Source organism: Cupriavidus sp. 01L45 (assembly GCF_056399885.1).
Map to the genome: position 1 here is coordinate 308,389 of NZ_JBFTSG010000001.1, position 25,065 is coordinate 333,453.

Here is a 25,065-nt window from a genome sequence, read left to right on the forward strand (position 1 = left end):
GCTTACCGATCCGCGTGGTGGGGCAGCTCGTCGCTCAGGCCGAGCTTTCCGGGATTGAGAATGTTCTTGGGATCCAGCGCTTGCTTGACCGCCACCAGCACCGGAAACGCGCTGCCCAGCGATTCACGCATATACGGCGCGCGCAACAGCCCGATGCCGTGATGGTGGCTCAACGCGGCATTGTATTTGATCAGCACCGCATTGGCGGCATCCCAGGCCTGGCGGTACCACTTCGCCCGGTTCTCCACCTCCACCTCGCCGCGCAGCGAAAAGTACAGGCAGGCGCCGTCCACATACGCGTGCGACTGGTGCGCCGAGCCCGCCAGCGTGCCGGGCACGGCGTTGATCGCGTTGACCACATCGGTATAGATGGCGGACAGGTCGCTCCAGGGGCCGGACATTTCCAGGGTGTCGGCGACAAAGCCAGGGCTGCGCTTGAAGCCTTCCGCGCTCTTGCCGGTGAGGTAGCGGGTGTCCAGCCAGCGCTCGAAGATGGTCCCGGAATCCAGGGCATGGCCAAGTTCCTTGCACACGCCTTCGCTGATGGCCATCACCGCATCGACCATCTCGCGGGCGCCCTCGTCGGCGATCAGCAGCACGTTGGTGTCCGGCAGGTTGAACTGCACGCCGCTCTCGAGTTCGTCATAGAGCCGCAGCGCCGCGGGATTCGCGCCGCGCTGCACGATCTCGCGGCATGCGTCCAGACCGATGGCGAAGGTCTTGAAGCCATAGGCGATGGCGCGGCCGTAGTCGGGCAGCCGATGCAGTTTCAGGCGCACGCGCACGATGACACCAAGGGTGCCCTCCGAGCCGATGAACAGTTGCTGCAGGTCGGAGCCGAGCGCCGCGCGCGAGTATCCGCCCACCGTGACGAGGCTGCCGTCGGCCAGCACCACGTCCATGCCGAACACCATGTCCTCGATCTTGCCGTAGCGCGTGGAGAGCTGGCCGGCGCCGCGGCACGCCACCCAGCCGCCCACGGTGCTGATGGCGAAAGACGACGGCCAGTGGCCCATCGTCATGCCGTACTCCCTCTGGATGGTCTGCTCGAAGATGTCGCCGAACACGCCTGCCTCCACTTCGACAATCTGGCTTTCCTTGTCGAAGTCCAGCATCTTGTTCAGTTCGCACACATCCAGCACGATGCCGCCGCGCACCGGCAGGGCGGCCCCGGTCACATTGCTGCGCCCGGCCGATACGGTCACGGGGATCGCCGCCGCGTGCGCGATGCGCATGACTGCCTGGATCTGCCCGATGGTTGAAACCCGCACGATGACGGCCCGCGGGGTCGCGGGCTTACCGGCAGTCTCGGTCATCATCGACCCGGCCCACCAGTCACGCGTCCACGTCACTACGCTGCCGGCATCGGTGAGCACTTCATCCGCCACGCTGCGCAGCGCGTCGATCTGCGCGGCATCGACGGCCACGGCGTCGCGTTGCAGCCCGGGCGTGTCGGACGTTTCCTTGACGGTGGCCGCGTAAGCAGGCGGCGTGTGCGCGCCGACGACGTAGTTGCCACGGTTGTAGCCTCGCTTGATTGCTTCCTTGCTGATCATGCCTTCTCTCCCATAAGAACGGATTTTTCATGTGCGACGGCGCTCAGGTAGGTGTTGACCTGTTGCGCCACGACGGATTCGGACAGGCCGAGTTCGGCCTGCAGCAGTTCGCCCACGCGCGCCGCGGCGCGCGCTGACGCATCGCGCGCCATCAGGCGGGCACGGATGCGGCGCGAAAGGATGTCGTCCACGCTGCCCGCCAGTTCATGGCGCGCGGCGTAGACGATCTCGGCTTCGGTGTAGGGCAGGCCTTCGACGATCGGCTTCTGCAGCCGCGCATCGGCCTGCAGGATGTCGCTGACAAAGCGCGCTTCAGTGCCGTAACGCTCGCCCAGGTGGGCCGACAGGCCGCCGGATGCCACGATGGCCTGCGCGTCGTAACCCGCCGCGCCCAGCAGGTATGCCGATTTGGTCCGGCATTTGCTGCGCTGGCCGATGACTTTCTGCGCGGCGTCGATGGTCTGCTCGGCCATATGCCGAGAGGTGGTCAGCTTGCCGCCGACGATGGTGACCAGGCCATCCGCCGCCGTATGGATTTCATGGTTGCGCTTGATCTCCAGCGTCTTGCCGCCCGGCGGCGCGACCAGCGGCCGGCAGCCCGCGATGCTGCCGAGCACGTCCTCGGCCTGCAGGTCCGTCTTCAAGGCCCAGCGCGCGCCGTCGAGCAGGAAGTCCAGCTCCTGCCGGGTGCAGCAGACATCGTCGAGGTCGCCCTCGTAGTCTTCATCGGTGGTGCCGAGGTAGGAGACGTTGCCCCAGCGGGTGATGGTGGCGCGGCGGTTGCGCCCCGGCACTGGGATGGTCACGGTGCAGTCGTTGCGGACCTTCAGCCAGGGAATGGCGATATGCACGCCCTTGGCCGGCCGGATGTGCATCGTCTTTTCCTCGCCCTTCTTGCGGCCGGTCCAGTCGCGCAGCCAGACGCCGGTCGCCATGATGACGACGCCGGCTCTGGCCCGGATCTCGCGCTCGCCGGCATGGACGATCACGCCATCGACCTTGCCGTGATCGTTGCGGGTGATCTCGACCGCCTTCGCATGGTTGACCACCGCCGCGCCATGGAAGGCCGCGGTACGGGCGATGTTCAGGGTCAGCCTGGCATCGTCCACCCGCGCATCGAAATACAGGAAGCCGCCGAGCAGGTTCTCTTCGTTGAAGGTCGGGCAATGCGACAGCACCTCGGCCTTGGTGAGTTTCTGGTGGAGGATGCCTTCGCGCCAGCCGCCGGCGATGTCGTAGGTCCAGAGCAGGCTTTCAAACGCTTTGGACAGGCGCTTGTCGAACACGCCATCCTTTTCGAGCACGGGGAACAGGAACGGCAGGCGCTGCACCAGGTGCCTGGCATTCCTGCGCAGGCGCTGGCGCTCCAGCAGGGAATGGCGCACCAGCCCGAGGTTGCCCTGTTCGATATAGCGCAGGCCACCGTGCACCATCTTGGAGGATTTGGACGAGGTGCCGGAGGCGAAGTCGTTCTTCTCCACCAGGGCCACGCGGTAGCCGCGCAAGCTCGCGTCCAGCGCCGCGTAGGCGCCGGTCACGCCACCGCCGACGATGAGGATGTCAAACTGTTCGCTGGCAAGGCGGTCCAGCTGCTCCTGGCGGACCAGGCGCAGCGGCTCGGTGGAGGTCATCGCGGCGCGGTCCTTGCCCGGATTTCTGGATGGAAAAACCATCATGTCGTAGAGATCTCCTGACTGCTTATTGATTGTGGAAGGTCTGCGCGTGACGCAGCTCGGACGCCACCCGCGCATGCCACAGCGCGCGGCGTTCGCCGCGCTCGCTGGCGCCGAGCCGGGGCTCGAAGACGGCATCGGTTTCATTGGTGGCGCGGGCTTGCTGCAGCGACTCCCACAGCAATCCCGACGATCCCGCGAAGAAGGCAATGCCGCGCAAGCTGGCCCGGTCGGTTTCGCGCATGCGCCGGATCGGCATGCCGGTCAGGTCCGCCTGGATCTGCAGCAAGGCGTCGCTGCCGGACAAGCCGCCGCCCACGATGAGTTCGGACACCTTCACGCCAGCGACTTCCTCGTTGGCCTCGATGCACGAAGCAACCGCGTGGGCAATGCCTTCGAGGATGGCGTAGGCCACCTCGGCCTGGGAGCTGGCGATGGAAACGCCCGTCAGCGAGGCCCGCGCCTCGGGCTGCATCTGCGGTACCCGCAGCCCCGTCAGCGCGGGCAGGAACGTCACGCCGCGCGCCGAATCGACCGTGGCCGCCAGCGCGCTGATCTGCTTCGCGCTCTCGAACCAGCGCAACTTCTCGCAGACCCAGTTGAGCGCCGAACCGGTAGTGGCCACGAAGGTTTCGACCGAGAGGTGCGAGACATGATGCTGCCGGCGCGCGGTCATGGTCAGGGTGCCGTCGTACAGCCCCGCCCTGGCCGGCAGCTCCGGCCCGGTCATCAGGTCGACGAAGCTGCCGGTGCCGTGCACGCACATCGATTGCCCCCGGTCCAGGCACCCGAGCCCCGCCGCGCCCGCGAGCTGGTCGCCGGCGCAGGCGAGGATCGGCACGTCGATGCCCAGTTGCTCCGGCCGGGTGCGGCCGAAGTCGTCCGCGTCCTGGCGCAGCGCCGGCAAGAGCGCAGCAGGAAAGCCCAGCGCGTCCAGCCAGCCGAGGTGGTAGCGGTGCTCCGCCAGCACGTAGGCACTGGCGGATGTCACGTTGGTGGGCGTGGTTACGCAGGTGCGTTCGCTGGACAGGTGCCACAGCAGCCAGGTATCGATCGTGCCGAACGCAAGACGGTTCTCCCGGAACGCCTCGGCCACGGCCGGGGTGTCGTGGAGATGGCGGGCCGCCCAGAGGTAGGGGGACCGCACGCCCGCCGGGCGGCCGACCTGCTCGATCAACGTCTTGTCCCAGGCCGGCGCCAGCGCGTTGAGTTCGCTGACGTAGCGCGTGTCCTGCCAGACCATGGCGGGCACGAGCGCGCGGCCGGTGCGGGTATCCCAAAGCACCGCCGTGGCCCGCTGCGTGGCCAGGCCCAGCGCCACGATTTGCAACTGCTCCTGCTGCGCGCGCGCAATCGTCGCGCGGCACACGGCGATGGTCTTCTCCAGGATCGCGTTCGCATCCTGTTCCACCACGCCGGGCCGCGGCGCGTCCACCTGGAGCGCCATGTACTCCAGGCAGGAGACATGGCCGTCGGCGGCGACGACAGCCGCGCGCGTTCCGGAGGTGCCTTCGTCGATGGCGAGTATGACGTGCCTGTTGTGCTTCATCGCTGGGTTTTCTCTATCGCCGGGTTGAGGAACGCCGGGGCCGGCTGTTCATCGCCGCTGAATTGCGGGGCATCGGCTTCGTTGTCTGGATTGATCGTGGTGCGCGTCGGGTCCCAGCGGATCACAAAGCAGATGATGCTGGCCGTCAGCGGCACGATCGACAGGATAAGGAAGGTTTTTTCCAGGCCATAGTTCTCCCGGAAGATCGGGAAAATCAGCAGGCCCAGCGCCGCGCCGGTCGAGCCCAGGGCACCGATGATGCCGTTCGCCCCCGCGCGCAGTTCACTGCGGAACGACAGCGACGAAAGGCTCTTGCCATTGGCGCCGGGGCCGCCCGAGTGGAAAAGGATAAACAGCGACGGCACGATCACCGCCACCCAGACCGGCATCTTGCCGTTGAACAGGCCGAGGATCAGCAGCATGACGAAGACGGCGGCGAATCCGAAGGCGGAAGCGCGCCGCAAGCCAAGCTTTCTGCCGATCAGCGGCGACATGAAGCCCCCGAAGATGCCGAAGACATTGAAGACCAGCGCGCCCACGGTGGCGTAGATGAAGTCCTTGCCGAACAAGGCCGCGCTGATCAGCGGCAAATACCAGCCGACCGCGAAATACTGGATGGACTGGCCGATCTGCACGGTCGCCGCAAGGATGGTGCGCGGCAGGTACACGCCGCGGAAGATAAGCAACACATTGGCCAGGCCGCGTTTTGCCTGGTTGAGGACAGGCAGGCGCTCGTCCACCGGCGCGGCCACGAAGGGCCGGCCATAGATCCGGGTCATCGCCCCGGCAGCGTCGTCCAGCCGCTCCTTGCGCGCCAGCCAGATCGGGCTTTCGACCAGGAAGGCAAGCTGCAGGATGAGAATGCCGACCCCGAAGATGGCCGTAGCGGCCACCGAATAGCGCCAGATGGAATCGCCCACCTGCCACGAGTGGAACAGCAAGGCCAGCAGCAGGTTGCTGCAGACGGCGGTGTACCACATGCCCTGCCAGGTATTGAGCCGGCTCTTCAACTTGACTGGCGTGAACTCCGCCAGCACCGCCATGGCAATGGCGAAATCGATGCCGTAGGCGGCGCCCACGAAGAAGCGCCCGACCAGGATGACTTCAAAGCCCGGCGCGAAGACCACCAGCAGCGCACCGGTCACCGCCAGGAATTTCGCCAGCACCAGCGGACGAACCCGGCCCCAGCGGTCGGCCATCCAGCCGCCGATCGGGTTGAAGGCAATGGCCACCCACGAAGCGAACGAGGTCAGCAGCGCGACCTGCGACGCGGCAAGATGCAAATCCCGCGTCATGGGCCCAAGGCCCGCGCTCAATGCGGAATTGGAGAATGCGTCAAGGAATAATCCCCCCAGCGCGAGCCACCAGATGAGGCCGGCTCTGCCTTTTATGCCTGGGCAGGAATCAATAAACGAGATGACATCATCGATGCCACGGATCTTGATCGTGGATTGCACAGCGGTCTCCTTGTTTTATTTCTGTAAGAGGCCGCAGCAATCTGCACGCAGGGAGAGACCATCTTACAGATGGTCTCTTATCTAGATCTGCAGGCGCACTTTAGGTTGAAAGTTTCCGAGTGTCAAGGGAGTAATCGGGCGCTGCCTGGCCTGCCCCGGACCGGCGGCGCGAGGCGCCGCCAGCCGGTTTTGCCAGAACTTGCTACATTGCTCCCTGCGGCCAACGCAGCCCCGGCCAGCTTCAGACGACCGATCCAAGGAGATACCGAATGCCCATCGAGAGCACCCGCACCGCCCTTCAACTCCGCTCGCTGATCAAGCGCGGCGGCGAACTGGAGTTGTCGCTTGCCAGCGTCGACATCCCCCAGCCCGGCCCGGACGAAGTGCTGATCCGTGTCGAAGCCTCGCCCCTGAACCCGTCCGACCTCGGCCTGCTGTTCGGCGCCGCCGACATGAGCACGGCAAAGGCCAGCGGCACGGCCGGCCAGCCCGTCGTCACCGCCCGCGTCCCTGAGGCGGCGATGAGGAGCATGGCGGGCCGGGTGGATGTGTCCATGCCGGTCGGCAATGAAGGCGCGGGGGTGGTCGTCGAGGCGGGCTCATCGGCCGCGGCGCAGGCGCTGCTGGGCAAGACGGTGGCGGCCATTGGCGGCGCGATGTACTCGCAGTACCGCTGTATCCCGGCGGACCAGTGCCTGGTCCTGCCGGAAGGGGCGACACCGGCCGAAGGCGCCTCGTCGTTCGTCAACCCGCTCACGGCGCTCGGCATGGTCGAAACCATGCGGCGCGAGGGACATACCGCGCTGGTGCACACCGCTGCCGCCTCCAATCTGGGGCAGATGCTTAACCAGATCTGCCTCAAGGATGGCGTCGGCCTGGTGAACATCGTGCGCAAGCAAGAGCAGGCGGATCTGCTCAAGGCGCAGGGTGCGGTTCACGTCTGCAACGCGGCCTCGCCCACCTTCCTGCAAGACCTCACCGAAGCGATCGCGGCCACGGGCGCGACGCTCGCCTTCGACGCCACCGGCGGCGGCAAGCTTGCGGGACAGATCCTGAGCTGCATGGAGGCGGCCTTGAGCAGGAAAGCCGGCGAGTACAGCCGCTATGGCTCGACGACGCACAAGCAGGTCTACCTCTACGGCGGCCTGGACACCTCGCCGACCGAGTTCACCCGCAACTTCGGCATGGCCTGGGGAATGGGAGGCTGGCTGCTGTTTCCCTTCCTGCAGAAGATCGGACCGCATGCGGCGGGCGCGCTCAAGCAGCGCGTGGTGGCGGAACTGAAGACGACCTTTGCCAGCCACTACTCGAAGGAGATCTCGCTGGCCGAGGTACTGGACCTGGACGTGATCGCGGTCTACAACAAGCGCGCGACCGGCGAGAAGTATCTGATTAATCCGAACAAGGGGCTGGCTGGGTAATGACCCGCGGCGCGGCATGCCGCGCTTGCCGGCTTTCAGTGCCCGCGCCGGGCACTGAAAAGGATCTGCCCGAGCCGGTCGGCAGCGCTCCGTAACCCGCTGCCTGTCGGACGGCTGCCGTCCTGGCGCGCTTCAGGACGGCAGCGCCATGTACAGGATCGGGAATGGATTACCGAACGGGTCCGGCGCGGAGCGGCCGATCCGGCGTACATGCTCGTGGAATCCAGCCGCGTGCCCGTTCTGCTTCTTCCCAGACAACAAAGCGCTGTGCGAGGCCGGCCGCGATGGCGAGCAATATGATCAATGACGTCATTTGCGCCAAACAGGGTTAGCAGGCACCCGGGGGCGGCAGCCATGCCACGCATTGTCATGAAACGATAATCACTTTCTGTCAGCACATTTCATTTGAAAATGATTACCAATAGCATAAGCGAAAATTAATCGGCATAACCTTACAAACTCATTTCAAAACAAATATTATTTTTAAGGAATTCATGGAATTTCTTATATCGATTGCCCTATGATTAACCGGCAGAAAATCCACGCACAATGAATGCGGTGATTGGACCGGGAGCCTTCGATGCAGGTGACTTTTTTCCAGCGCGGTTGCATCCGGCTCGAACTGCCTGTTGATCCTCGCATTGATCTTCCCGCGGCCCTTCGGATGGAAGTGCCTGGCGGTGATGCCAGGGGGAGCAACGCCGTTCGTGCCAGCGGCTGCCCAAGATGAACTGGGGCACACTGCCGGACGTCGCGCTGGCGTGCGTGGCGGCAGGCTATGCCATCGCCGCGGTACTGGCCAGCCGGCGCGCGCCGGCGCAGGCCGCCATCCCTTGCGCCGCCCCGGAAGACGCCGGCCTGCACCCGGTCAGCGTGCTCAAGCCGCTGTGCGGTGCCGCCCCCCAGCTTTATGAGAACCTTGCAGGCCTGTGCCGGCAACGGCATCCGGCGTTCCAGCTGGTGTTCGGCGTCCATGCGGCGGACGATCCCGCCATCGCGGTGGTGGCGCGGCTGCGCGCGGAATTTCCGGCATGCGACATTGCCCTGGTGACCGACTCCCGGGTGCACGGCAGCAACCTCAAGGTCAGCAACCTGATCAACCTGCTGCCACAAGCGCGCCATCCCTGGCTGTTGATTGCCGACAGTGACATTGCGGCGCCCCCGGATTACCTGGCCCGCGTCACCGCGCCGCTGGCCGACGCCGCGGTTGGCGTGGTGACCTGCCTGTACCGCGGCAGGGCCGCAGGCGGACTATGGTCACGGGTCGGCGCGCAGTTTATCGACGACTGGTTCGCGCCCTCCGTGCGCATCGCCCACGGCGGCGGCTCGCGCCGCTTCTCCTTCGGCGCGACGATTGCCCTGCGGCGAGAGGTACTCGACGCCATCGGTGGATTCGCGCCCCTGGCCAACCGGCTCGCCGACGATTTCTGGCTTGGCGAGCTGACCCGCCGCAGCGGCTTGCGTACCGTGCTATCGGACGTCGTGGTGAGCACGGACGTGACGGAAACGCATCTGCCCGCGCTGTGGGCGCACGAACTGCGCTGGCTGCGCACCATCCGTTCCATCAACCCTCCCGGCTTTGCCTTTACCTTCATCACCTTTACCTGGCCCGTGCTGGCGCTGGCCGCCTGGCTATCGCCGCAGCCTCTGGTGCTGGCCGTGGCGCTGGCCGGTATCTTGGCGCGCAGCGTGCTGGCGGGCAGCGCCGCCGCGGCCTTGCGCGCGCCGCTGCGCGACGCGCTGCTGCTCGTCGAATGGGCGGCCGCGCTGTTCGGCGAGAAGGTGCGCTGGCGTGACCAGGTCATGTCGGTACGCGATTACCCCGCCGCTGCCGCCGCGCCCCGCCCGGAGTTCGCGAGCCCGCACTCCGGCCCTGTTCCGCAACAAGGCACCGGCACGCAAGCGGTCACTGGCTTTGCCGCCGGCATGATGGCGCTGCCCCTTTCCCTGCAGGCCGATGGCGCGGACAATGACGAGCGCGACCGCTCTCCCGCCCCGTCTGCAAACGGCATGTTTCCACAGAGACCGCTATGAGAACGCTCTTCCTGCAGGCCCCTTCCTTCGATGGTTTCGACGGCGGCGCCGGTTCGCGCTACCAGGCCAAGCGCGAGATCAAATCGTTCTGGTATCCCACCTGGCTGGCCCAGCCCGCCGCGCTGGTGCCCGACAGCCGCGTGCTGGATGCGCCGGCCGACGGCCTGGACGCACAGGCCACGCTAGATATCGCCGCCGGCTTCGACCTGGTCATCATCCACACCAGCACGCCGTCCTTCCCGACCGACGCGAAGTTCGCCGAGGAACTGAAGAAGCGCAAGCCTGGCGTGCTGATCGGCATGGTGGGCGCCAAGCCGGCGGTAGACCCGGGTGGCACGCTGGGCGCCAGCACCGCCATCGATTTCGTGTGCCGCGAGGAATTCGACTACACCTGCCAGGATGTGGCGGCGGGCAAGCCGCTCAAGGACGTGCCGGGCCTGAGCTACCGCCTGCCGGACGGCTCGCTGGAGCACAACGGCCCGCGCCCGATGATAGAAAACATGGACGCACTGCCCTTTGTGGCGCCCGTGTACAAGCGTGACCTGAAGATCGACAACTACTTCATCGGCTACCTGAAGCACCCCTACGTGTCGATCTACACCGGCCGGGGCTGCCGCTCGAAGTGCACCTTCTGCCTGTGGCCGCAGACCGTGGGCGGGCACCGCTACCGCACCCGCTCGCCGGAGAGCGTGATCGCCGAGGTGAAGTGGATCAAGGAGAACATGCCTGAGGTGAAGGAGATCATGTTCGACGACGACACCTTCACCGACTTCAAGCCGCGTGTGGAAGAAATCGCGCGCGGCCTGGGCAAGCTCGACGTGACGTGGTCGTGCAACGCCAAGGCCAACGTGCCGTACAGCACGCTCAAGATCATGAAGGAAAACGGGCTGCGCCTGCTGCTGGTGGGTTACGAATCCGGCGACGACCAGATCCTGCTGAACATCAAGAAGGGCCTGCGCACCGACATCGCGCGACGCTTCACCGAGGACTGCCGCAAGCTCGGCATCACCATCCACGGCACCTTTATCCTGGGCCTGCCGGGCGAGACCCGCGAGACCATCGAGAAAACCATCGAGTACGCCAAGGACATCAACCCGCACACCATCCAGGTATCGCTGGCGGCGCCCTATCCGGGCACCACGCTGTACCGCCAGGCGGTGGAAAACGGCTGGCTGGAAGAGAACAAGGTCATCAACCTGGTCAACGACAAGGGCGTGCAGCTCGCCGCGATCAGCTACCCGCACCTCTCCAGGGAGGAGATCTATCACGGCGTGGAGACCTTCTACAAGCGCTTCTACTTCCGCCCCGGCAAGATCTGGGAGATCGTGCGCGAGATGCTGGGCAGCTGGGAGATGATGAAGCGGCGCCTGCGCGAAGGCGTGGAGTTCTTCCGTTTCCTGCGTTCGCACGAAGCGTGAGCCCGGCGCAAGACAAGATGACAGGGCAGACCGCGGTGGCATCGCCACGCGCGCTGATCCTCACCGCGGACGATTTCGGGCTGCATCCCGCCGTCAACGAGGCGGTTGAGATGGCCTGCCGCGATGGCGTGCTCAACGCGGCCAGCCTGATGGTGGCCGCGCCTGCCGCCGCCGACGCGGTGGCGCGCGCGCGCCGCCTGCCCGGCCTGCGGGTGGGGCTGCACCTGGTGCTGGCCGACGGGCCCGCGATGCTGCCGCCCGCACGGATCCCGGCGCTGGTCGACGCGCAAGGCCGCTTCGGCTCCGCCATGGCACGTGACGGCTGCCGCTTCTTCTTCCTGCCCGGGGCGCGGCGGCAGCTTGCCGCCGAGATCCGCGCGCAGTTCGAAGCCTTTGCAGCCACCGGGCTGGCACTGGACCACGTCAACGCCCACAAGCATTTCCATCTGCATCCCACCGTGCTGTCGCTGACGCTGGCGATCGGCCGCGAGTTCGGCCTGCGCGCCGTGCGCCTGCCGCGCGAGCACCGCGCGCCGCTGCTGCTGCGGCCCTGGCTCGCGCTATTGCGGCGCCGCCTTGCCGCCGCGGGCGTGGCGCACAACGATTACGTGGTGGGCATCGCCAATAGCGGCGCCATGGACGAAGCCACGCTGCTGGCCGCGCTCGCGCGCCTGCCCGCGGGCGTGGGTGAGATCTACTTCCATCCCGCCGTGGTATCGGGCGCCGAAGTCACGGCCACCATGCGCGGCTATCGCCATGCCGACGAACTGGCCGCGCTGCTGTCGCCACGCGTGCGCGCCGCGCTGGACCGGACCGCGCCGCGCCGAGGCGGCTTCGCCGACGTGCTGGCCCCGGCATGAAGGGCACGGCAATGCTGGCGGCAACACCAGCGGCAACCCTGGCCGCAAACACGCGATGAAGCGGCTGATCTACCTGTCCGGCCTGCTCGGCCTGCTTGGCCTGACCCTGCTGATCAGCCACGAGGGCGCGAGCGACGTGGCCCGCATCGTCGCCGATGGCGGCTGGCTGTTGCTGCTGCTCGTGCCCTTCCACGCGCTGCCCCTGCTGCTGGACGCACAGGGCTGGCGCGTGCTGCTGACCTCGGCCGATCCCGGAGAGCGCGCCGGCCTGGGCTTCCTCTGGTGGGTGGCCACCGTGCGCGAAGCCGTCAACAGGCTTCTGCCCACCGCCAGCGTGGGCGGTGAACTGGCCGGCATCCACCTGACCCGCCTGCGCATCCACGACACCACCGCAATCACCGCCAGCATCGTGGTGGAAGTCATGGTGACGCTGTTCGCGCAATACCTCTTCTCCGCGCTGGGCGTGATGCTGCTGATACTCGCGATGCACGATGGCGGCCAGGCGTGGGTGATCCTGCTCGGACTGGCGCTATCTCTCCCCGTGCCGGTACTGTTCGCGCTCTCGCTGCGTCACAGCGCCATCTTCGAGCGCCTGGAGGGTGCCGCCAAGCGCCTGTTCGGCGGGGACCACAGGCTGGTGGCGCTGATCGACGGCGCTCGCCTCGACGCCGCCATCCGCGCGCTCAATGCGCGCCACGGCGAACTTGCGGCCGCGCTCGCCTGGCAGCTCGCCGGTTTTCTCGCGGGCACGCTGGAAATCTGGTTCGCGCTGATGCTGCTGGGCCATCCGGTGCCGTTCTGGCAGGCCATCGCCATCGAATCGCTGACCCAGGCAGCGCGCCATGTCGCCTTCTTCGTGCCGGCCGGGCTGGGCGTGCAGGAGGCCGTCGTGATGCTGCTGGGCCATCTGCTCGGGGTGGACCCGCAAGTGTCGCTGTCGCTGGCGCTGGTCAAGCGCGCACGCGAGGTGCTGTTCGGCGTGCCGGCATTGTTGTCATGGCAATGGGTGGAACTGCGCCGCTGGCGGCGGGAGGCGGCGGCGCCAAGGTAAGTGCCAACCCGCGCCGCACGCAACTCCGCTGTCCGCCTGGCCCCCCGCAAATCCTGGCGGAAGCGCAGGCCAATGTCATCATGCCGCGCCGCCGCGAAGAAATGACCAGCGCGCGCGTGCGCGGCCATCTGCAGCATACGCAACCCGGCTGGCCGGACCTTGCCGCCACCGCCGACGCGCTGCACATGTCGGTCTCTACGCTGCAGCGTCGCCTGGCCACGGAAGGCACCTCATTCCAGGCGCTGAAGGATGAACTGCGCCGCGACATCGCCATCGTCCGGCTGAACACCAGCAAGGTGCCGCTGGCCGCGCTGGCGCAGGAACCGGGATTTACCGACAGCGCGGCATTCCAGCGCGCATTCAAGGGATGGACAGGTAGTGCGCCGGGAACGTATCGCCGGGGTGACAGCGGCGGCTAGCCGGCCGGTGTCCGCAGTACGATCACGGACTGCGAAGGGGGTACCGGATTACGGGAGGGGATTATCGTGCCGACTGCATGGGCACGACGTAGCTCGGCGTTCTCGCCGAATCGCGAGCTTCCTGCAAGGCCACGCCTCCCTGGCGTCGAGGCGTGGTACGGACAGCGCAGACTACGGCCCGCCTATCGCGGGCACGTGATGATTCCGTTCGATGCGCCGCGCGGGCGACTCGACTGCTGACGGCTGCCGGCGACTCAGCGCGAGGCCACCAGCACGCCGGTGTTGCCGTCCCAGACCAGCTGGGTGTTCAGGTCGCGCGTGGTATTGAGCTTGCCGTTCACGTAGAGGTTGGTCTTCATCGCGTAGGTGCCCTGCGGAGCGCTATCCGGCAGCTTGAGCTCGAAGGAATTTTCGAAGCGGCCGGCCGAGTTCGCGGTGAATGGCTTGGTGCTGGCCCGGATAGGGTTGCCGTCGGGGGCGTAAACCTGCAGCTCCTCGCGGACTTCCTGCACCGGCTTGTTGGTGCCATTGACCAGCTCCACCGAGGAACTGACCTTGACCGGCTGGCCGCGCTTCACCACCTGGCTGCTCAGTTGCGGCGAATAGGACACCACCATCGGCTCGCGCGGCGCCGTGCCGCGGGTCTTGCGGTAGTCGACATCGGCCTGCGCAGCGGTCTTGGTCTGGCGCGACTGGACATTGATCGCCAGGCACGCGACGGCGCCCGTTGCGCCACCCAGCGCGGCGCCTGCGAGGGCGCCCTTCGTGCCGCCGAGAATGGCACCCAGCATCGCGCCCGCGGCCGCGCCGACCAGCGCGCCGGTGCCCACGCCGCAGGGATCTTCTGTAGCCGCACTGCTCTGCGGCCGGCCGGGGCCGCCCGGCTGGGAAGCCGCGCAGCCGCCCAGCAAAGCCAGGACCGAAAGATAGACAACGGCGTGCTGGGCCGGCTTGATGCGTTTCATCGGGGTATCCAAGGTGGGTTAGCAGTAGGTGTGGAACGAGGTCAATCGAAACAAACGGGAAAGATGTGGTGAGACCAGTCGGCAGCTACGCGGCAACCTTGGCCGCGCGTGCGCGGCGGCCATGCAGAAGCCGCCCTGCGCGGCGCGGCTCCCGGTCACTTGATGGTCGTCTCATCCCTGAGGTATTGCAGTTCGCGCTCGCGGATGCGGCGCCCCAGGCTGATGGCTTGCGGGTTGTTGGGGTCGATCCGCCGGGCGCTTTCAACATAGGTCTTGGCCGCGTCGAACTTCATCTGCGAAAGCGCCTGATCGGCATCGCGCAGGAACGACTGGGCCAGGTCGGCCTGGGGATTGCGCGCGGCCGGTGCCGGTGCCGATGGAAGCGCCGGCGGCCTGACCCCGGTCGCCTGGACTACGGCGGTGGCCGGGTCCGCGGACGCGCGGTTGGCCTCCTGTGCGCGTGCGGCATCCTGCGATCGCGCGGCTTCCTGCACCTGCGCGCGCAGCGCCGCCAGATCCAGGTCTTCGCGATTGCGCGCCTGCACCTGGTCGAGCGCGGCGCGGGCAGCGCCGATATTGCCTTCCGTAATGTGCTGGCGCGCTTCCGCGCCGGCCGCCGCGGCGGCGGCCAGGGCCTGCTCGACCTGCTGGCGCAAATCCTTGGCGGTTGCGGTATCGGCGCAGGGCGCGCCAAGCTGGTCCAGCCCATTGCGGGCGCTGAGCAGCCGGCGCTCGCTGATGCGGCTGGCGATGGTGCGGAAGCTGCGCTGGCACGCCGCCAGCGCAGCCTCTGCCTTGTCCGCGGCGGCCTGCAGATCCACCGCCTTGACACGTGCCTGCCCGCTGCAAGAGGCCGCGGCAAGCCCGGCCTGGGCGCGCGCCGAGGCCGGATCGCCCGCTGCGAGGTGCCTGGCGCCGGCGACCAGCGCCTGCTCGCAGGCCTGGTTCTTCTCCCCCGACTTGCCGACCATGTACAAACCAACCACGGCGGCAGCCACCACGCCTGCGGCCACCATCAGGCCGCGGCCCTTGCGGGGGGGCTTGGGTCTGGATTCGGCTTCGGCCCTGGTTTCGGGCTTGGTTTCGGCCTTGACCTTGGCCTTGCCTTCGTCTTTCTCCTGGGCCTTAGGCTTGGGCTTGGGCTGGGGCGGCGGCTTGGCCGCCACAGGCTGGGGCGCGGGCGCGGCGCTCACCGCTTCCTGCGCGGCCGGCGTCGATTGTGCCGCAACCGGTGCCGACGCCTCAGGCGCCGGCATGGACACGCCAGCCACGGGCTGGCTGGCCGGCGGCGCCTGAGGCGTATCCGCGACGGCGTCGCCCACCGCCTTGCCGCAGTAGGGGCAGTGACTTACCGCGTCGTACAGACGCGCTTCACAAGCTAGACAGTTTTCCAAGACTCACCCCAACGACATCAGGACAGCGGCGGCGGCATCAGCGGCGCGGCCGCGAACGGCGAAGCACCCTGCAGCACCACGGCCAGTTCAGGCACCTGGTTCAGCTCCAGCCAGCCGGCCAGGCCGGCACGCCAGACCTTGGTGCCCGCCAGGGCGATCTGCCCGGCCTGCAGCATCTGCCCGATCTGGCTGGCCTGGAACGGACCGTACTGCTGGCCGTTCACGCCGAGGTGGTACTGGTGTTCCACCAGGGGCGGCGGCATGCCGCCCAGCGGCGGAGGCGTGCCAGGCGCGGGCGGCATGCCCGGCGCGGCCATCAGGCCTGGCATGGCCGCTTGCGGGATCGTTGCCTGCGGGATGGCCGTGGCGGCGGCCGCGGGCTGCCCTTGCAGCAGCGCCTCCAGGCGGCCGGGTTCCAGCATCTCCGCATTGAGCATGAACTTCAGGCGCAGCGGACCGTCGTCGTCGGCCTCCCGCACTTCCCATTCGTAGGCATCGGCGTCCGATTCCGCGATCACCGTGGCCCAGGGCTTGAGGTTGCCCAGCAGCCGGTTCACCGCTTGCTTGACCTCGCTGTCGGACAGGCCCTGGCGGCGCGCGCGCTCGTTGAGTTCGGCGGCGGCCTCGGCCGCGATGGCGCTGGCAAAGCCCTTGCGCTCCTGCTCGGCACCGTTGCCGTCGGCCACCAGCTTGGACGTGTAGACCGCGCTCTCGTAGTACTCGCACAGGGCGGCCAGTGCCGCGGTCTGCCAGGGGCCCATCTCGGCGATGCGATCCTGCACGCGCTCGACGATGGCTTCGCGGTAAGCCGGCGGCAAGCCGTTCTGGCGCACCGCGCGCTCGTTGCCGATGCGCCGCACGTCGCCGCGCGCTACCGCGAACTGGTACTGGCCGGGCGGCACCACGCGCTGGCTCGAGCGGGTCAGCACGCCCAGCATCACGGCGTAGAGGAACTGCTTGAAGTCTTCCGCCAGGCGGTTGAGCTCATCCGTGTTCGGCGCGATCGGATGGCTGAACTGGGTGGCGTCGATATGCGTGTGCGTGGGGCTCTTTTCCGCCTCCTTGCGGTAGCTGGTGCGCCAGCCTTCCAGCCCGCGCAGCACCGTCATGGGCACGCCCGAGAGTTCGCAATAGCAGACCGCGCGCCCCGGCACGCCGGTCTCGACGATGGAGAGCTGGGCCGTGGTAATGCCGGCTTGCGTCGGAATGCAGGCCTCCAGCTCGACGCTGAACCTGCGCTTGAATTCGTCCGCGCCGGCCACACCGATAAAGCATTTGTACTGGTCGGCCTTGACCGTGAAATCGCCCGCCATGTTGGCGTCGATCCACGGCATGGCACAGGCCAGCAGCTTGCGGAAATGGTTCATGCGCTCGGCCGAGCTCATCTGCTCCAGCGCTTCGAGCAGCGGATCGGTGGCGGGCGCATCGCCGTCCACGGCGCTGACCAGCACCAGCTGGCGCTCGGCCATGCGCTTGACCTTGGTCAGTATCTGGCTGCGCTGGTCGGTATCGGCCAGCATCGGGAACAGGGCCTTGGAGCCGCCCAGGTCCTTGAAGGCTTCATCGGCCCACTCGCGCAGCTGGATAGCGCCGGGCATCGGCACCTCACGTTCGCCCGCGTCGATGGCGATCAGGGTCGCGTGGTCCTTCTTCAGCTCGTGCTGCAGGATGGCGTTGGCGCGCTGCAACTGGGCCAGCATGTCCAGGACCGATTCGCGCCCGGCCTGCAGCTCGCCCACCAGCCCGTTCCACACCGGCTTGCCCGCGGCGTCCACTCCCACGCGGCGCCCCAGCCAGGCCGACAGTTCGGTAAGCAGCAGCGCGGCTTCCTCGGCCGCCTTGGCGCGCAGGTGGAACTTGAGCGCATTGGCAATTTCGATGCGCAGGTGGTCCATCACCTGCACGGCCTGCTTCTCGCCGCCGCCGAAGAAGCCGCCCTTGGTCTGCTCCAGGTTGGCCAGCAGGCGCTCCAGTTCGCGGCTGCGCACGGCTTCCTTGATCTCGCGGTAGCGCTCGGCATTGTTGTTGAGCGCGGCGGTCAGTCCGCTGCCCGGCGCTTCCAGGCGGTCGTTGATCTGCTCGACCAGCGACAGCACGTACTCCAGGCCGCCGAAATCCTTGTTGTCCAGGTAGCCGTAGAGCTGGTCGCGCATGACGCGCTTGATGCGGTCGAGCACTTCGCGGCGGCGCTTGGAGACGCGGTCCTCCGTCGTATCCGCCGCGGAGTCCTGGTCGCGCACCGCATCGCGCTCGAGCTGCTTGATCGCTTCGCGTACCTGGGTAGGCCATTCGGCCCGATCGAAGCCGCTGCGGATCTCGTCGATCCGCGTATTGACACGCTGGTCCACGCCCGCGACCAGCAGGCCGTGCTTGTCCTGCAACAGTTCCTCGACCAGGAAATAGTCGAGGAACTCGCCGCTCGAACGCTTCAGTTCCACGCTCTTGTCGGAGAACTCGGGGAAGTCGCTGAACGGCGCGGCGCGCAGGGCCATGTGGTTGGCCATGAACTCGTCGCGCTGCTTGTCGGTGGCGCGGTTGGCGCCAAGGTCGTTGCCGCCGACGCCGAAGAAGGCCTTGAGCATTTCGCCGGCCCAGCGATGCGCGCGTTCGTCGCGGCGGGATTCCTGGCGCGTGTCCAGCACCGCCTGGCCCATCGCGGAATAGCGCTTCGAATAAGACAGCCGCATGTCCGCGAAGCGGTTCTTGGGTACCAGCGCGTCATGCAGGAAATTCTTGTGGTGCGCCTGGTTGACTGCCACGGAACGCTTGCGGCGCGCAAAGTCGCCCGAGGCGAAGTCCTCGAACAAGGCGTCGGCCACCATGTGATAGATATCGCCCACATCCTTGGTGTGCTGCTGCGCCAGGTTCCCGGAATCGATCAGGTACACCTCGTTGTAGGGCTCGCGCTTGAGCTCCGGCTGGTCATAGGCATCCCAGCGGCCCACGTAGCCGCGGTTGCCCAGCATGGCCGACTCCAGCTCCATCAGCGCCGCGTAGCCGTTGGCTTCGGTGCGGTCCTTGTTGGCGCCCGAGTATCCGGTGGGCAGGAACAGCATCAGTTCCACGTCGGCGCTGCCGACCTCGGTGCCGGCGAGCCAGCGGGCCAGCAGGCCCATGTCGAGGAACGCGCCCGATCCCGTGCCGCCCGCCACCGAGCCGACCACGACGATGCGGAACTTGCTGGTCTCCATCTTGAGGCCAAGCTGGTTCAGCTGGCGCTCGTGGGACAGCCCGGCCTTAAGCCCCTTGAGCTTCAGGCGGATCTTGTCGCGCAGCTTGGCGTACTTGTCGAAGAAATACAGGCGCGAAACGGCGCGGATCTGGCCAGCGCCCTTGGACGGGTCAATGCCCAGCTCGCGGATCTTCTTGGGCGTGAGCGGCGACCAGGACTGGATGTGGGGAAAGCGCGCCAGGGAATCGTCGTCCCGGCTGTACTTGTCCATGTCGAAGGACTCGACGATCTTGTCCTCGTCGCTGAACTTGACCAGCTCGTACTGCAGGTCCTCGGCCTGGGCGCGGCCGCTGTCGATGACGGCGCCGGAGTCCAGGTCGAACTGGATAAACTGCGCCACCGGGAAATCCGCCAGGCTTTCGACGCGCGTGCGCATGCCCGAGCCGCCCCAGAGCGTGTTGAGGATGCGCCGCCGCACCCGCATCAGCACCTCCATGCCGGTGCCGCCGACGCCGATGAACAGTGTCGGGCGCAGCTCGATGCTCTGCTCCTGCTTGCGCTCGGCGCGAATACTCTGATTGATGGTGTCGGACATGTTCTCTCCCCTTCCTGCGCTCTTGGCTTACTCTTGCTTGCGGTCTTGATGCGGCCTTGATGCGGCCTTACTTGCGGCCCGAGACCAGCATCAGCACCAGCGCCACCAGGCCCACCAGCGCCACCGGGCCCATGATCAGCGGCGTCAGGAACTTGGCGGCATTGACGGCAGACAGCACCACGCCCGTCGCCAGGCTGGAGAGGAAGACGAACAGCCACCAGGCTGACGCATTGGCCTTGTTGGGCGGCACGCGCTTGCCCACCAGCGTATTGGCATAGGCGTTGCGGGCGAAGAAGAAGCCGATGAACAGCAACAGCAGGATGCCGCCGCCGATCAGCAGGTCGCGCGAGCCCGTGTCGGCGGTGGCGCCCAGCTCGTTGAGCGAAGCCGGCTGCGAGACTTCCGTGCTCGTGTTCACCATGGCTGGAGCCCCTGCGGCCGGAGCCTGGGCGTTGCCACCTTCGACCGGCGCGGGCAATGCGAAACCGGAATTGTTCTGCTGAGTCTGTGCCATCCCCTCGTTCTCCCTGTTCAATATCAATGCGAGTTCAAAGCGAACTCAAATTCGGATTCAGTGCGGTAACAAATGCGGTATCGGGGGCGATATCAGGCCGGGGCCGTCAGCGCCCGCTGAAGCGCAGCGAATGGCCCTCGGCCGCGTTGCGCACCTGCGGCTTGCCCAGCCCGCGGCGAACCTCGCCGATGGGCTGGCCCGCGTCGTCCTTGAGGACGAGGCGGGCGAACGGCTTGAGCACCACGTGGCGCGGCACCCCGTCCACCAGCAGTTCGTAGCGCTTGCTGCGGCCCGACACCAGCCCGAGCGCACCCGCGCCCAGCACCAGCGCGAGCAGCCCGCCGATCGCCACCAGCAAGGGCAGCAGCGGATACTGGATGCGCACCAGCAGCGGCACGCGCGCCACCGAGGCGCGCACGCTCTCCGGTGGCGTGAAGACTTCGGAAATGGGATCGCCCGGGAACAGCTCGCGCATTTCGCCGGCAAAGCCGTCCGACAGCGCCAGCTGCTGGCCCGCGAGCCCGATCTCGACGGTCATCGGCAGCAGCACCTGCTTGCCCATGGCCGACATGGCCTGCGCCGACCACGGCGAGGGCACCTGCGCCATCGGCAGCGCGAACTGCGCCTGCACCGGCTGGCTGGCACCGGGCTGCAGGTCCTTGACCGCCGCCGGCTCCACCTGCACCGGCACGCTCTGGCCACCGGCGCCCAGCGTGGCATTCACGCCAGCCGAGCGGATCACGTAGGGATAGAACAGGTTCTGCAGCGAGGCCTGCAAGGCCACCGTGGGCACGAGACTGGCCGCGTCCACGTCGAGCACGATGGTGCGCTGGTCGGTACCGAGGCTGGCGCGCACATTGGGCGTGTTCCTGACCAGTTCCGGCACGATCCGCACGGCATCCTGGTCGATCGGCTTGAGCCGCGCCGGCGCGCGCGTCAGCACCTTGGACAGCCGCCCTTCGGCCATGATGCGGCCGAGCGCGTCGGCCGCCGGCTGGCCGTAGGCCAGCGCATACACCATCAGGCCCTTGGCCGCGTACTGCTTGCCCTGGACCGGCATCTTGAGCGGGAATGCCAGGGTCCGGGTGATCGACGGCTCGAGGTGGAGCAGGCGGTAGAAATCGCGGTTGCGCTCCGCAGTCTGCGCGTCGTTGTTAGGGCTGTTCTTGTTATTGGTGAAGATCCAGATGATGCCCGGCGCCGCCTTGAACGGACCGGTGATGGTCTTGGTGACCGCCTCCTGGAAATCGGTGTCGGCCAGCGCCTCGCCCGCGCCCTTGCGGGCCACCGCCAGCGGCGCCAGGCGCCGCGCCACATCGGCAGCGCCTGTGCCCTGGGAAAGCAGGGCCGGCGAGGCATTGCCGGCGGTGCTCTGGCTGAACGCCAGCAGATACACCTTGTCCTCGGCACTGGCCGCGGCGCCCGCGACGGCAGCCACCAGCGGCTTCAGCCGGGAAGCGGGATCGGCATAGAAAGGCTCCATCCAGCCGGAGTTCTGCACCAGGAAGGCCTGTTGCACGCCCGCGGCGCGCGCCGGCACGGCACAGCACAAGATCGCCGCGGCGACCCCAACGACAAATCGCTTCATGCTTGTAGCTTCCAGCCGTCGATGCGAGTGATCAAGGGGTGGTAGGCCCATAGCAGGCCATCATGGACGAACAGGCGCAGACGCCACGGCTCGCTTACGGAGAACGAGTGGAAGGCGATTTCCGTCGATCCGTCGTCCATCACCAGCTTCGCGGGCGTGCGATCGACCGATTGCAGCACCTCGTCCAGGCTTTTCGCCGTCGCGAGCTTGATCCCGACCACCACGCCGTCTTGCGATTCGAGCAGCGGCATCACCACCTCGTCGGTGGCGCCATCGTCGCCATGCTCCGGCTCGACCCAGGGATCGGTCTTGAAGCGGGCTGCGAAACGGTAGTTCACGCTGCCCGAGCACAGGCGCGGCGCTTGCACCGGATGCCGGGCGGGCTGATCGATGCCGAGCTCCAGGTAGCAATATGTGCCTGCGGCATCGTCAAAGCACAGCTGCGACAGATGCCCCACCGGCGAAAGGCTGGCGCAGCCGAAGCGGAAATCCGGCCGGAGATTGTCCGGCCAAGGCCTGAAGCTGGCTTCGCAATCGCCATTGGAAAGCATGCGCAGCAGCAACTGGCCACGCTCGGCGGGCCAGATGGCGATGCGGCCGCTGACCAGCGGCGCATGGAGCGCCCCGGTATCCAGGCCGGCCAGGGAAAGCGCCACCACGGGCCCCGGCGCGCCCTGCGCGTCGGCGCTGGCAAAGCGCACCGAGCCGGCGCCGGCGTCGAGCGGCACCCAGATCCGTTCTGCGAAATGGATGGGGGCGCCAAGCGCCTTGCCCGCGCCGATGTAGTCGACCCCGAAACGCAGTCCCGGCACATCCACGCGCACGCAGGCCAGCCCGGAATCGGTACCGAAGAAGATGCGGCTGGCGCTGCCATCCAGCGCCACTTCGGCTCGCCAGTCCTCGCGCGGGATGCCGGACACCTCCAGCATGCCGCGGCCCTCGTAGTCGACGGGTTCCCAGCGGCCGCTGGCAGGCAGCCGCGCATAGAGCAGCCCCTTGGCAGGATCCAGCGCAAGCAGTACCGGCGCCCGGGTGCCAGCCGGCAGCGAGAAAAACTCGTAGCTGCCTTCCGGCGGCATGCTCAGGCTGTCATCCGGGTCCGTATCGGCGCGCCGGAGGAACGGCTCGCTCAGCCGCAACGGCCGCGCTGCCTGCCTCAGTCCACGGGACGGGCGCGCGCTGCGTTGCAGGATGTCGGCGGCGCCGTGCGGCGGGATCCAGCTTGCGGCCGGCGCCGCCGCGGGCCGCAGCAGGGCATGTCCGGTCTGTGGATCGAACTTGAATTCAGGCGGATAGAGACCTGGTGCCGCCGCGCTTGAACGCCCGCATTGCATCAGCACGCGCAAGTCGTCCTTCGATACGGCTTCCGGCACGGCATGTCTCTGCGTGGTCCGGTCGAGCACGAAGCCACCCCCCTCTTCCGCTGCCATCCAGTCCCCAGAATTCAACTGCCATGCCTTGGAATGCCTGCCCCTATCTTCTGCATTCATTTATCGTTGCCTTCTTTGCTGTCCTTCCCCGCCAGCACGCACCGGGGCGATCAGCCCTTCCGGTAGCGCGGACCCGCGGCGCTGCGCGTGCAGCCCCTCCCCATGCCTGGCCTCGGACACCCGACGGCCGGGGAATGCTCCCGGCGCGATTGCCCGGCGGCCCGCTTGCACCGGCTTTCTATCTGTATAGGTTCTGTGCGATGCTTCCCGCCGTGCGCAAGGTGGGTCTGTGCGATTGGAATGGCGGGTCAGCGCGGCACCTCGCCCGGGTTCCTGTACCCCCACCTTCCCAGCAATAACGGCACGGCAATGGGAATGTTTAGTGCTATTTGCCTCAAAAGAAGCAACTGCGCATTGTCCGGATTTAGGAAGGTTCCTAGCACCCCCCATTCGAAGGGCTTTCCCCTCATTGGCGGGGATTGGCGTTCCGCCCGCATTGACCGGAAACCCGGCGCGGGCGGCCGGGGCGCCCCTCCCGCATGGGGCCGATAAATCGTTAAGATAGCCTTCGCCGCATTACCCAAAAAATAGAACACGAGGAGATCATCCATGCCCCACCCGCGCATCCGCGCCACCCTGCTGGCTTCCGCCCTGCTCCTGGCCGCCCTGCCCGCGCGCGCCGACATCCGCGTGGGCATCGACGTCTCCACCACCGGGCCCGCCGCCTCCATCGGCATCCCCTCCAAGAACGCTGTGCTGATGTGGCCGCCCACCCTGGGCGGCCAGCGCGCGCAATACGTGATCCTGGACGATGGCTCCGACCCCGCCGCCGCGGTGCGCAATGTGCGCAAGCTGATTTCCGAGGAGAAGGTGGACGTGGTGGTCGGCCCCAACATCACGCCGACGGCCATCGCCGCGCTCGATGCGGTGGCTGAGGGCGAGACGCCGATGGTGGCGCTGGCCGCGTCGGCCGCCATCATCGAGCCGCAGACGGACCCGAAGCGGCGCTGGGCGTTCAAGATGCCGCAGAACGATTCGCACATGGCCACGGTGCTCACCGAGTACATGAGCAACCATGGTGTGAAGACGGTGGGCTTCATCGGCTTCAACGATGCTTACGGCGAGAGCTGGTGGCGGGAGTTCTCCAGGCTGGCGGAGCTGCGCAAGATCAAGGTGGTGGCCAACGAGCGCTTCTCGCGCAACGATACTTCGGTAACCGGGCAGGTGCTGAAGCTGATGGCGGCCAACCCGGATGCGATCCTGGTGGCCGGCGCGGGCACGCCTTCGGTACTGCCGCAGAAGACGCTGGCCGAGCGGGGGTATAAAGGGAAGGTGTACCAGACCCACGGCATCGCCACCTGGGACTTCCTGCGGGTAGGCGGCAAGGATGTGGACGGCACGCTGTTCCCGACCGGGCCGGTGGTAGTGGCCCGGCAACTGCCGGACGGCCATCCGGTGAAAAAAGTGGCACTGGATTTCGCGACGCGCTATGAGGCGAAGTACGGCGTGGACAGCATCACGCAGTTTGCCGGGGATGCCTGGGGCGCGTGGATGCTGCTGGACGACGCCGCGCGCCGTGCCGGCAAGAGCGGCGCGCAGCCGGGCACGCGGGAGTTCCGCCACGCCATGCGCGATGCGCTGGAGACCACCACCAACCTGACCATTCCCAATGGCGTGATGAACCTGAGCGTGAAAGACCATCAGGGCTTCGACCAGCGCTCGCGCGTGATGGGCGTGATCCGCGACGGCAAGTTTGCCTACGCGGCCGAGAAATAAGGATGTCTTGACATGAGCAATACGACAGCAACCCCCTCCCAACCCTTGACGATCGGCTTTATCGGGCTGGGCGCCATGGGCACGCCGATGGTGCGCCACCTGCTTGCCGCCGGCCACGGCGTGCGCGCCTGCGTGCGCCGGCCCGAGGCGGCCGACGCGGCCCGCGCGCTGGGCGCGGTGCCCTGCGCCACGC

General features: G+C 67.2%; 17 protein-coding genes and 1 pseudogene. 8 read left to right on the top strand and 10 right to left on the bottom strand.

Features of this window, described 5'->3' with window-relative positions:
- Positions 1–2: 2 nt before the first annotated feature.
- Genes AC1DT6_RS01440 through AC1DT6_RS01455 form a run of 4 tightly spaced genes read right to left on the bottom strand, consistent with a single transcriptional unit; the run spans position 3 to position 6,235 of the window.
- Complete coding sequence (locus AC1DT6_RS01440) at positions 3–1,556, bottom strand: FAD-binding oxidoreductase (protein ID WP_441625481.1); 1,554 nt, start codon at positions 1,554–1,556, stop codon at positions 3–5.
- Positions 1,553–3,232: a glycerol-3-phosphate dehydrogenase/oxidase gene (locus tag AC1DT6_RS01445; RefSeq protein ID WP_441625483.1), complete on the bottom strand. Its 1,680-nt coding sequence runs from the start codon at positions 3,230–3,232 to the stop codon at positions 1,553–1,555. The genes AC1DT6_RS01440 and AC1DT6_RS01445 overlap by 4 nt, the downstream gene beginning before the upstream one ends.
- Positions 3,233–3,254: 22 nt before the next feature.
- A complete protein-coding gene (locus tag AC1DT6_RS01450) occupies positions 3,255–4,778 on the bottom strand; it encodes an FGGY family carbohydrate kinase (protein WP_441625485.1) in 1,524 nt (507 codons plus the stop codon).
- Positions 4,775–6,235, bottom strand: a complete 1,461-nt coding sequence (locus tag AC1DT6_RS01455; protein ID WP_441625487.1) for an MFS transporter — start codon at positions 6,233–6,235, stop codon at positions 4,775–4,777. Before AC1DT6_RS01455 ends, AC1DT6_RS01450 begins: the two co-directional genes overlap by 4 nt.
- A 269-nt stretch (positions 6,236–6,504) precedes the next feature.
- Here AC1DT6_RS01455 and AC1DT6_RS01460 point away from each other — a divergent pair, with 269 nt between their 5' ends.
- The 6 genes and pseudogenes from AC1DT6_RS01460 to AC1DT6_RS01485 all read left to right on the top strand — a co-directional run.
- A complete protein-coding gene (locus tag AC1DT6_RS01460; RefSeq protein WP_477103004.1) occupies positions 6,505–7,656 on the top strand; it encodes a zinc-binding dehydrogenase in 1,152 nt (383 codons plus the stop codon).
- Positions 7,657–8,382: 726 nt separating this feature from the next.
- Positions 8,383–9,690 (top strand): bacteriohopanetetrol glucosamine biosynthesis glycosyltransferase HpnI, encoded by a 1,308-nt coding sequence (gene hpnI, locus AC1DT6_RS01465; protein WP_441625491.1) that lies wholly within the window; start codon positions 8,383–8,385, stop codon positions 9,688–9,690.
- Positions 9,687–11,108, top strand: a complete 1,422-nt coding sequence (hpnJ, locus tag AC1DT6_RS01470; protein ID WP_441625493.1) for a hopanoid biosynthesis associated radical SAM protein HpnJ — start codon at positions 9,687–9,689, stop codon at positions 11,106–11,108. Before hpnI ends, hpnJ begins: the two co-directional genes overlap by 4 nt.
- 17 nt (positions 11,109–11,125) lie before the next feature.
- Positions 11,126–11,968 carry a hopanoid biosynthesis-associated protein HpnK gene (gene hpnK, locus AC1DT6_RS01475; protein WP_441625495.1) on the top strand — a complete coding sequence of 281 codons (843 nt, stop codon included), beginning with the start codon at positions 11,126–11,128 and terminating at the stop codon, positions 11,966–11,968.
- A gap of 55 nt (positions 11,969–12,023) precedes the next feature.
- Positions 12,024–13,019 (top strand): lysylphosphatidylglycerol synthase domain-containing protein, encoded by a 996-nt coding sequence (locus AC1DT6_RS01480; protein ID WP_441625497.1) that lies wholly within the window; start codon positions 12,024–12,026, stop codon positions 13,017–13,019.
- Between the two features lie 53 nt (positions 13,020–13,072).
- Positions 13,073–13,438: pseudogene (locus tag AC1DT6_RS01485) on the top strand (helix-turn-helix domain-containing protein); the annotation flags it as partial.
- A gap of 254 nt (positions 13,439–13,692) precedes the next feature.
- On the opposite strand, the gene AC1DT6_RS01490 reads toward AC1DT6_RS01485, so the two are convergent.
- From AC1DT6_RS01490 to AC1DT6_RS01515, 6 genes are all read right to left on the bottom strand, one after another.
- Positions 13,693–14,403: a hypothetical protein gene (locus AC1DT6_RS01490; protein ID WP_441625499.1), complete on the bottom strand. Its 711-nt coding sequence runs from the start codon at positions 14,401–14,403 to the stop codon at positions 13,693–13,695.
- Positions 14,404–14,558: 155 nt separating this feature from the next.
- Entirely contained in the window at positions 14,559–15,797 is a 1,239-nt protein-coding gene (locus AC1DT6_RS01495) for a hypothetical protein (protein ID WP_441625501.1), read from the bottom strand.
- Between the two features lie 17 nt (positions 15,798–15,814).
- Positions 15,815–19,564 carry a tubulin-like doman-containing protein gene (locus AC1DT6_RS01500; RefSeq protein ID WP_441625503.1) on the bottom strand — a complete coding sequence of 1,250 codons (3,750 nt, stop codon included), beginning with the start codon at positions 19,562–19,564 and terminating at the stop codon, positions 15,815–15,817.
- 67 nt (positions 19,565–19,631) lie between these two features.
- The gene (locus tag AC1DT6_RS01505; protein ID WP_441625505.1) at positions 19,632–20,078 is read right to left on the bottom strand and encodes a hypothetical protein; all 447 of its coding nucleotides are present in this window, start codon (positions 20,076–20,078) and stop codon (positions 19,632–19,634) included.
- A 106-nt stretch (positions 20,079–20,184) separates the two neighbouring features.
- Positions 20,185–21,666, bottom strand: coding sequence for a hypothetical protein (locus AC1DT6_RS01510; RefSeq protein WP_441625507.1), 1,482 nt, complete (start codon positions 21,664–21,666; stop codon positions 20,185–20,187).
- On the bottom strand, positions 21,663–23,096 hold the full coding sequence (locus tag AC1DT6_RS01515; RefSeq protein ID WP_477114416.1) for a hypothetical protein: 1,434 nt from the start codon (positions 23,094–23,096) through the stop codon (positions 21,663–21,665). The genes AC1DT6_RS01510 and AC1DT6_RS01515 overlap by 4 nt, the downstream gene beginning before the upstream one ends.
- Positions 23,097–23,705: 609 nt before the next feature.
- Here AC1DT6_RS01515 and AC1DT6_RS01520 point away from each other — a divergent pair.
- Entirely contained in the window at positions 23,706–24,872 is a 1,167-nt protein-coding gene (locus AC1DT6_RS01520; RefSeq protein ID WP_441625511.1) for an ABC transporter substrate-binding protein, read from the top strand.
- 12 nt (positions 24,873–24,884) lie between these two features.
- A partial coding sequence (locus tag AC1DT6_RS01525; RefSeq protein ID WP_477114417.1) for an NAD(P)-binding domain-containing protein occupies positions 24,885–25,065 on the top strand: 181 nt, incomplete at its 3' end.

Bases quoted from the DNA above. Each gene is read 5' to 3' on its own strand.
- AC1DT6_RS01445 (WP_441625483.1), bottom strand. From the start codon at position 3,232: ATGATGGTTTTTCCATCCAGAAATCCGGGCAAGGACCGCGCCGCGATG.
- AC1DT6_RS01450 (WP_441625485.1), bottom strand. From the start codon at position 4,778: ATGAAGCACAACAGGCACGTCATACTCGCCATCGACGAAGGCACCTCC.
- AC1DT6_RS01490 (WP_441625499.1), bottom strand. From the start codon at position 14,403: ATGAAACGCATCAAGCCGGCCCAGCACGCCGTTGTCTATCTTTCGGTC.
- AC1DT6_RS01505 (WP_441625505.1), bottom strand. From the start codon at position 20,078: ATGGCACAGACTCAGCAGAACAATTCCGGTTTCGCATTGCCCGCGCCG.
- AC1DT6_RS01515 (WP_477114416.1), bottom strand. From the start codon at position 23,096: ATGGCAGCGGAAGAGGGGGGTGGCTTCGTGCTCGACCGGACCACGCAG.
- AC1DT6_RS01440 (WP_441625481.1), bottom strand. From the start codon at position 1,556: ATGATCAGCAAGGAAGCAATCAAGCGAGGCTACAACCGTGGCAACTAC.
- AC1DT6_RS01460 (WP_477103004.1), top strand. From the start codon at position 6,505: ATGCCCATCGAGAGCACCCGCACCGCCCTTCAACTCCGCTCGCTGATC.
- hpnI (WP_441625491.1), top strand. From the start codon at position 8,383: ATGAACTGGGGCACACTGCCGGACGTCGCGCTGGCGTGCGTGGCGGCA.
- AC1DT6_RS01510 (WP_441625507.1), bottom strand. From the start codon at position 21,666: ATGAAGCGATTTGTCGTTGGGGTCGCCGCGGCGATCTTGTGCTGTGCC.
- AC1DT6_RS01500 (WP_441625503.1), bottom strand. From the start codon at position 19,564: ATGTCCGACACCATCAATCAGAGTATTCGCGCCGAGCGCAAGCAGGAG.
- hpnJ (WP_441625493.1), top strand. From the start codon at position 9,687: ATGAGAACGCTCTTCCTGCAGGCCCCTTCCTTCGATGGTTTCGACGGC.
- hpnK (WP_441625495.1), top strand. From the start codon at position 11,126: ATGACAGGGCAGACCGCGGTGGCATCGCCACGCGCGCTGATCCTCACC.
- AC1DT6_RS01480 (WP_441625497.1), top strand. From the start codon at position 12,024: ATGAAGCGGCTGATCTACCTGTCCGGCCTGCTCGGCCTGCTTGGCCTG.
- AC1DT6_RS01520 (WP_441625511.1), top strand. From the start codon at position 23,706: ATGCCCCACCCGCGCATCCGCGCCACCCTGCTGGCTTCCGCCCTGCTC.